Source organism: Sphingomonas sp., assembly GCF_036387535.1.
Lineage (GTDB): Bacteria > Pseudomonadota > Alphaproteobacteria > Sphingomonadales > Sphingomonadaceae > Sphingomonas_R.
In genome coordinates, this window is record NZ_DASVTO010000035.1 from 1 (window position 1) to 6,450 (window position 6,450).

4 protein-coding genes are annotated in these 6,450 nt (G+C 67.4%); 3 read left to right on the top strand and 1 reads right to left on the bottom strand.

Translation table 11 applies throughout. From position 1 onward, the window contains the following. Nucleotides 1-160: 160 nt before the first annotated feature. Entirely contained in the window at nt 161-2,491 is a 2,331-nt protein-coding gene (locus VF649_RS03015; protein WP_331010479.1) for a TonB-dependent receptor, read from the top strand. On the opposite strand, the gene dinB is transcribed toward VF649_RS03015, so the two are convergent. Further along, nucleotides 2,488-3,558, bottom strand: a complete 1,071-nt coding sequence (gene dinB / locus VF649_RS03020) for a DNA polymerase IV (RefSeq protein WP_331010480.1) — start codon at nt 3,556-3,558, stop codon at nt 2,488-2,490. The genes VF649_RS03015 and dinB overlap by 4 nt on opposite strands. 64 nt (nt 3,559-3,622) lie before the next feature. Between dinB and VF649_RS03025 the strand changes: the two genes are divergently transcribed. Beyond that, a complete protein-coding gene (locus VF649_RS03025) occupies nt 3,623-5,077 on the top strand; it encodes a phospholipase D-like domain-containing protein (protein ID WP_331010481.1) in 1,455 nt (484 codons plus the stop codon). Between the two features lie 131 nt (nt 5,078-5,208). Continuing rightward, the coding region (locus VF649_RS03030) for an ATPase domain-containing protein (RefSeq protein ID WP_331010482.1) at nt 5,209-6,450 on the top strand (1,242 nt) is incomplete at its 3' end.

Below are 6,450 nucleotides of genomic sequence, written 5' to 3' on the forward strand. Positions count from 1 at the left end.
GAACGAAAATCCGCCCCTGCCGGTGCTGCGCGACGGCACGTCGGGCTGAGGCGACAGCCGCCAAACCGCCGCAATTGCACCATCTTTGCCCATCTATAATCCTCCGCAGCGGGAGGATGCGATGGCGGCGACAGGCGGCAGCAGGCGACACCGACTTTGCGTGTTGATCCCCGTGCTGATGGCGGCGAGCATCGACGATGCGCGGGCACAGCGCACCCGGCCCAAGCCGCCGCCACCCGCAAATATGCCAAAGGACATCATCGTCACCGCGCGGCGGGTGCCCGGATCGGCGGTCGGATCGATCGCTCCCATCGCGATCATCGATCAGGAGATGATCCGCACGCTGGCGCCGACGAGCATGCGCGATCTGCTGACGCGATTGACGGCGCTGTCGTCGTCGGCGGGGGGCGGCAGTCCGGTGCTGCTGCTGAACGGCCGCCGGCTGGCCGACCCGGCGGAGGTGCAGAACCTGCCGCCCGAGGCGATCGAACGCGCCGAGATCTTGTCCGAACAGGACGCCGCACGCTTCGGCTTTCCGCCAACCGTCAAGGTGATGAACTTCATCACCAAGAAGCGGTTTCGTGGCACGACGGTGGTGCAGGTGGTCGGCACCACGACGGAGGGCGGTGGCGAGACGAATTATGTCGAGGCGAACGCGACGCGGATCGATGGCCCGCGGCGCACGTCGCTGGCGGTATCCCATCTGCGCCTGAACCCGATCCTGCAAAGCGAGCGCGCGATCGTGCCCGATCCCGACACGCTGCCCGCAGGCGTGAATGGAGCGGATATCGGCCGCTATCGCTCGCTCCAGCAGCGTACCGACACGGTGCGGGTCGACGGAACGATGGCGACGCCGGTCGGCAAGACGGTGACGGCATCGCTGAACCTGTCGATGGAGGCGCAGCGTAACGCGGGGCTGAACGGTCTGCTGGCCACGCCCGACGGCGGCACCCTGGCCGATCGGGCGCTACGCCAGCGGAGCACCAACCTGACCTTGCGCGCGAGCAACACGGTGCAGGGCAGCATCCGCCGCTGGGCATGGAGCGTCACCAACAGCTATGACCAAGTGCGCAACGCCGCGTCTTCGCAGCAGGGGATCGCGCCGCCTGGGGCGCTCGATGTCGGCGCGGAGGATGCGACGATCCGCTCGACCAGCCGCAGCCTGACGCGCACCGGGACGCTGGTTAGCAAGGCGGTGGCGAACGGGCCGGTCGTGCGCTTGCCGGCGGGCGACGCACAGGTGACGGTGACCGCGGACTATGCCCGATCGACGAGCGTGGGCAGCCAGCCGGGACTGGTCGACAGCCGGCTCGACCTGACCCGCACGATCGCGGGCGCCAGCGTCAACGCCGATCTGCCGATCGCCTCGCCGACCGGCGCCTTGTCCTTTATCGGCGGCTTGTCCGCCAACGGCATGATCGGGGTGTCCGACGTGTCGCGTTACGGCCGGCTTGTCAGCAGCAATTACGGGCTAGCGTGGGCGCCTGTGACACCGATCCAGTTCACCGCATCGGTCACCAGCACGCAGACGCCGCCGGCGATCGCATCGCTTGCAGCACCCATCCTGACATCGCCCAACACGCCGTTCTTCGACTTTACGACCGGTGCGACCGTATCGGTCACGACGCTGACGGGTGGGAACCCCGGCCTGGCCCCCGAGCGGCGACGGGCGACCGCGATCGGAATCAACGTGAAGCCGTTCAAGGCACGGGAATTTCGCGTCAATCTGAACTATGTCGACACCGATATCGTCAACCAGGCAGCATATCTCGGCAGCCTGACACAGCCGTTCCAGGCGGCGTTTCCCGGCCAGTTCGTCCGCGATGCGAACGGCCGATTGGCGCAGGTCGATCTGCGCCCGGTCAGTCTGGCGAACGAGCGGGAGCGGCTCTTGCGGCTGACCGTCAATCTCTTCACTCCGCTCGGCCCGGCGCCACCGCCGCCGCCAGCCGCACCGGCGGGCGATGCCGCGAAGGCGGCTAGGGCGGCGAAGGACGCGCCGCCACCACCGCCGCCCAAGCAGCGGCCGACCCTGTTCGGCCTCGTCAATGCCACGCTGCGCCTCGACGATCGCCTGACCTTGCGCCCCGGTCTGCCCGCGCTCGACCTGCTCGACGGCGCCACGTTGACCGGCACGGGCGGGCGGCCACGCTGGGAAGCCGACGGCAACCTGAGCCTGGCGATCGGGGCGATCAACCTGAGCATGTACGGCAGGGTGCAGGGGCCGACCCGCGTGCGCAGCGAGATCGCGGCGTCCGACCTGCGATTTTCCGGGCGCATCTGGCTCGTGCCCTACATGCAGATGGACATCGAGCGCGTGGTGCGCCGGCCCTGGACGCGCAAATTGTCGATGGCTTTCGTGATCGAGAACCTGTTGAACGACCGCATCGACGTGCGCGATCGAACCGGCGCGGTGCCCAACCGGTTCCAGCCGGCCTATCTCGATCCCTATGGCAGATCGATCCGCGCATCTTTGCGCAAAGTATTTTAAAGCAGCAGCGGCTGGGTCGGCTCTGCGTCGCCGCGCGCGATGCCCGACAGGGTCAGCCCCAGCAACCGGACGCCGTCGGGCACCGGCAGCAACGCGGCGAGGAGCGTTTCGCCCAGCGCGAGAAAGTGTGCCGCGCTCGTGATCGGCCCGGCCTGCGACCGGGCGCGGGTGATGGTGCGGAAATCGGCGTGGCGCAGTTTGAGCGTGACGGTGCGCCCCGCCATGCCGCTGCGTTCGATCCGCACCCAGGCCGCATCGGCCACCCTTGCCAGGGCAGCGTGGAGCGCGGCGGGATCGGACAGATTGGTCTCGAACGTCCGTTCCGCCCCGACCGACTTGGCGTCACGGTGGCTGCGCACCGGCCGTTCGTCGATACCGCGCGCGGCGCCGTACAGATACGGCGCAGCCTTGCCGAAATGCGCGTGCAGTTCGGCAAGGCTGCGCGCGCGCAGGTCCGCCCCCGTCAGGATGCCCAGCGCTTCCATCCGCCGCGCCGTGACGGGGCCGACGCCGTGGAAGCGCTTGACGGGGAGGGAGGCGACGAACGCTGCGCCGGCGGCCGGGGGGATGACGCACAGGCCGTCGGGCTTGTTCTGGTCGGATGCCAGCTTGGCGATGAACTTGTTGTAGCTGACGCCCGCCGATGCGGTGAGGCCGGTGTCGGCGCGGATGCGCGCGCGGATCGCCTCCGCAATCGCCTTCGCGGAGCCCAGCGCGTGGCGATCCACGCTGACGTCGAGATAGGCTTCGTCGAGCGACAGCGGTTCGACCGCGTCGGTATAATGGGCGAAGATGGCGCGGATTTGCTGCGAAACCCCGCGATACACGTCGAAGCGGGGCGGCACGAAGATCAGGTCGGGACAGCGCCTGAGCGCGGTGACCGACGGCATCGCGCTGCGCACGCCGAACGTCCGTGCTTCGTAACTGGCCGCTGCCACCACGCCGCGCGCGCGCGAACCGCCGACCGCGACCGGACGCCCGCGCAACGCCGGATCGTCGCGCTGTTCGACCGATGCGTAGAAGGCGTCCATGTCGACGTGGATGATCTTGCGGGTCGCCTTCTCCATGTCGGGACCCGTTTACCACAAACCGGTGTTGATTTTCGAGGCTTTGCCGGCTTCAAGGCGGATCATGGATCAGGCGAGCCACTGGCGGATCGAACAGGCAGACCAATTTTCTGTCATCGTCGATGCCGAAGACTATTTCCGCACCGCGCGTCATGCGATGCTGAATGCCAAGCAGCGGATCATGCTGGTCGGCTGGGATTTCGATGCGCGTATCGAATTGGACCACGCGTGCAGCAAGGACGAAGGACCGCGCCCGGTCGGCGAGTTCATCTATTGGCTGGTGCAGCGCAATCCCCAACTGCACGTCTATCTGCTGCGCTGGGACGTCGGGGCGTTGAAGGGTCTGTTCCGCGGCATCACGATCTTCACCGTGCTCAAATGGATGGTGCATCCGCGTATCCACACCAAGCTGGACGGTCATCACCCGACCGGCGCTTCGCATCACCAGAAAGTCGTCGTCATCGACGATTGCCTGGCGTTCTGCGGTGGGATCGACATGACCGGCGACCGCTGGGACACGCGCAGCCATTTGGACAAGGACCCGGAACGCGTCCAGCCGTCGGGCAACCCGTACAAGCCGTGGCACGACGCCACGAGCGCAGCGACCGGGCCCGTCGCCGCCGCGCTCGGCCACATGGCGCGCGACCGCTGGGTCCGTGCCGGCGGCAAGCCGATCGCGCCCGTGGTTGGCCACGAGCCGTGCTGGCCGGCACATCTGAGAGTCGATTTCGAAACCATGCCGGTGCGCATCGCGCGCACCGTGCCCCGGATGCGCGACCAGGAACCGGTGCACGAATCCGAAGCGCTGTTCCTCGAACAGATCGCCGCCGCCAAACGCCACGTCTATGTCGAGAGCCAGTATTTCGCCTCTCGTCGGATCGCCGAGGCCATCGCCGCCCGGCTGGGCGAGGCCGATGGCCCCGAATTCGTCATCATCAATCCGTTGACGGCGCAAGGCTGGCTGGAGCCGATGGCGATGGACACCGCGCGGGCGCGGCTGGTCACCGCGCTGTGGCGGCGCGATCGGTTCCAGCGGCTGCGGCTGTATCATCCTTACACGGCCGGGGGCACGCCCATCTATGTCCACGCCAAGATCCTGATCGCCGACGACCGGGTGCTGCGGCTGGGATCGTCGAACATGAACAACCGCTCGCTGCGGCTCGACACCGAATGCGACCTGGCGATCCAAGCGGATACGGCGACCGATCGCGCGCGCGTGACCGCGATCCGCGACGACCTGATCGCCGAGCATCTGGGCGTCGCGCCGGATGTGGTGGAAGCCGCCATCGCGCGCACCGGATCGCTGATCGCCGCGATCGAGGGGCTGCGCGGGGAGGGCCGTTCGTTGCGCGCCTATGAGGTCCCCGATCTGACCGCGGTCGAGACGTGGCTGGCCGACAACGAAGTGCTCGACCCCGAAGGACCGGACGAGATGTTCGAGGCACTCTCGGCGCGCGGCCTTTTCCGCCGGCTCCGCCGACCCGGTTCGAAGGCCCCAAAGATGCGCCTCGGTAGATAAGCGGGATGATCTACCCGTCGATGGAACCGCAAGGGGGGTTGATCGGCTATGACAGTGGCGGATACCGGTTTAGTATTGGACAAACGTCGCCGCTCAAGGGGATATAGTTGCTCGAATCTGCGCTTTTGCCGATGGCATCCACCGGCGTTTCCGGGCTGGACGAGATCCTGGGCGGGGGGCTGACTCCCGATCGCATGTATCTGGTCGAAGGCACGCCGGGCACCGGCAAGACCACGCTGGGGCTGGGCTTCCTGCTCGCCGGCGTGGAGGCGAACGAGGCCGGCCTGTACATCACGCTGGCGGAGACCGAGATCGAGCTGCGCGCGGTCGCGGCCACCCACGGCTGGACGCTCGATGCGCTCGACCTGTTCGAGATGGTGCCCGCCGACGGGTTCGCCGAGGACCAGGAACAGACGCTGCTCCACCCCAGCGAAGTCGAGCTGGGCGAGACGGTGCGCGCGATCATGGCCAAGATCGACGAGGCGCGGCCGCGGCGGGTGGTGCTCGACAGCCTGTCCGAGCTTCGCCTGCTGGCGCAAAATCCGATCCGCTATCGCCGCCAGATCCTGGCGCTGAAGCATTTCTTCTCGACCCGGCGGTGCACCGTCATGGTGCTGGACGACAAGAGCGCCAACGGCAGCGACCTGCAACTGCACAGCATCGCGCACGGCGTACTGGCGCTGGAACAGACTCTGTCGGGGTTCGGGGCGCAGCGGCGGCGGCTGCATGTCGTGAAGATGCGCGGCATGCGCTACATGGGCGGCTATCACGATTTCGAGATCGAACCGGGCGGGCTATGCGTCTATCCCCGTCTGGTCGCGGCCCAACACGGCATGCCGTTCACCGATCTGGCGGTTTCGACTGGCGCCGCAGAACTGGATGCATTGCTGGGTGGAGGGCTGGTGCCGGGCACCGCCACGCTGCTGACCGGTGCTGCGGGCGTGGGCAAGACCACCGCCGCCGTGCAGTGCATGATCGCCGGCCTGAAGCGCGGCGAGCCGGCCGCCTATTTCCTGTTCGACGAACGCCTGCCGACGCTGGTGAAGCGCAGCGCCGCGCTGGGCATGGATTTGCAGCCGTATCTCGACAGCGGGCTGTTGCGCATCCGGGCGATCGATCCGGCCGAATTGTCGCCGGGCGAATTCGCAGGCGCAGTGCGCGACGCGGTGACGCAGGCGCGCGCGCGGATCGTCGTGATCGACAGTCTGAACGCGTATCTGCACGCCATGCCCAACGAACAGTTCCTGGTTCTCCAGATGCACGAGATGCTGACATATCTGGGGCAGCACGGTATCGTCACGCTGCTGATCCTGGGTCTCCACGGTGTGATGGGCGAGGGCAAATCCGATGTCGACATCAGCTATCTGTCCGAC

What these genes read in the sequence shown, in the direction of transcription:
- dinB (WP_331010480.1), bottom strand. Translation starts at nt 3,558, where the DNA reads ATGGAGAAGGCGACCCGCAAGATCATCCACGTCGACATGGACGCCTTC.
- VF649_RS03025 (WP_331010481.1), top strand. Translation starts at nt 3,623, where the DNA reads ATGGATCAGGCGAGCCACTGGCGGATCGAACAGGCAGACCAATTTTCT.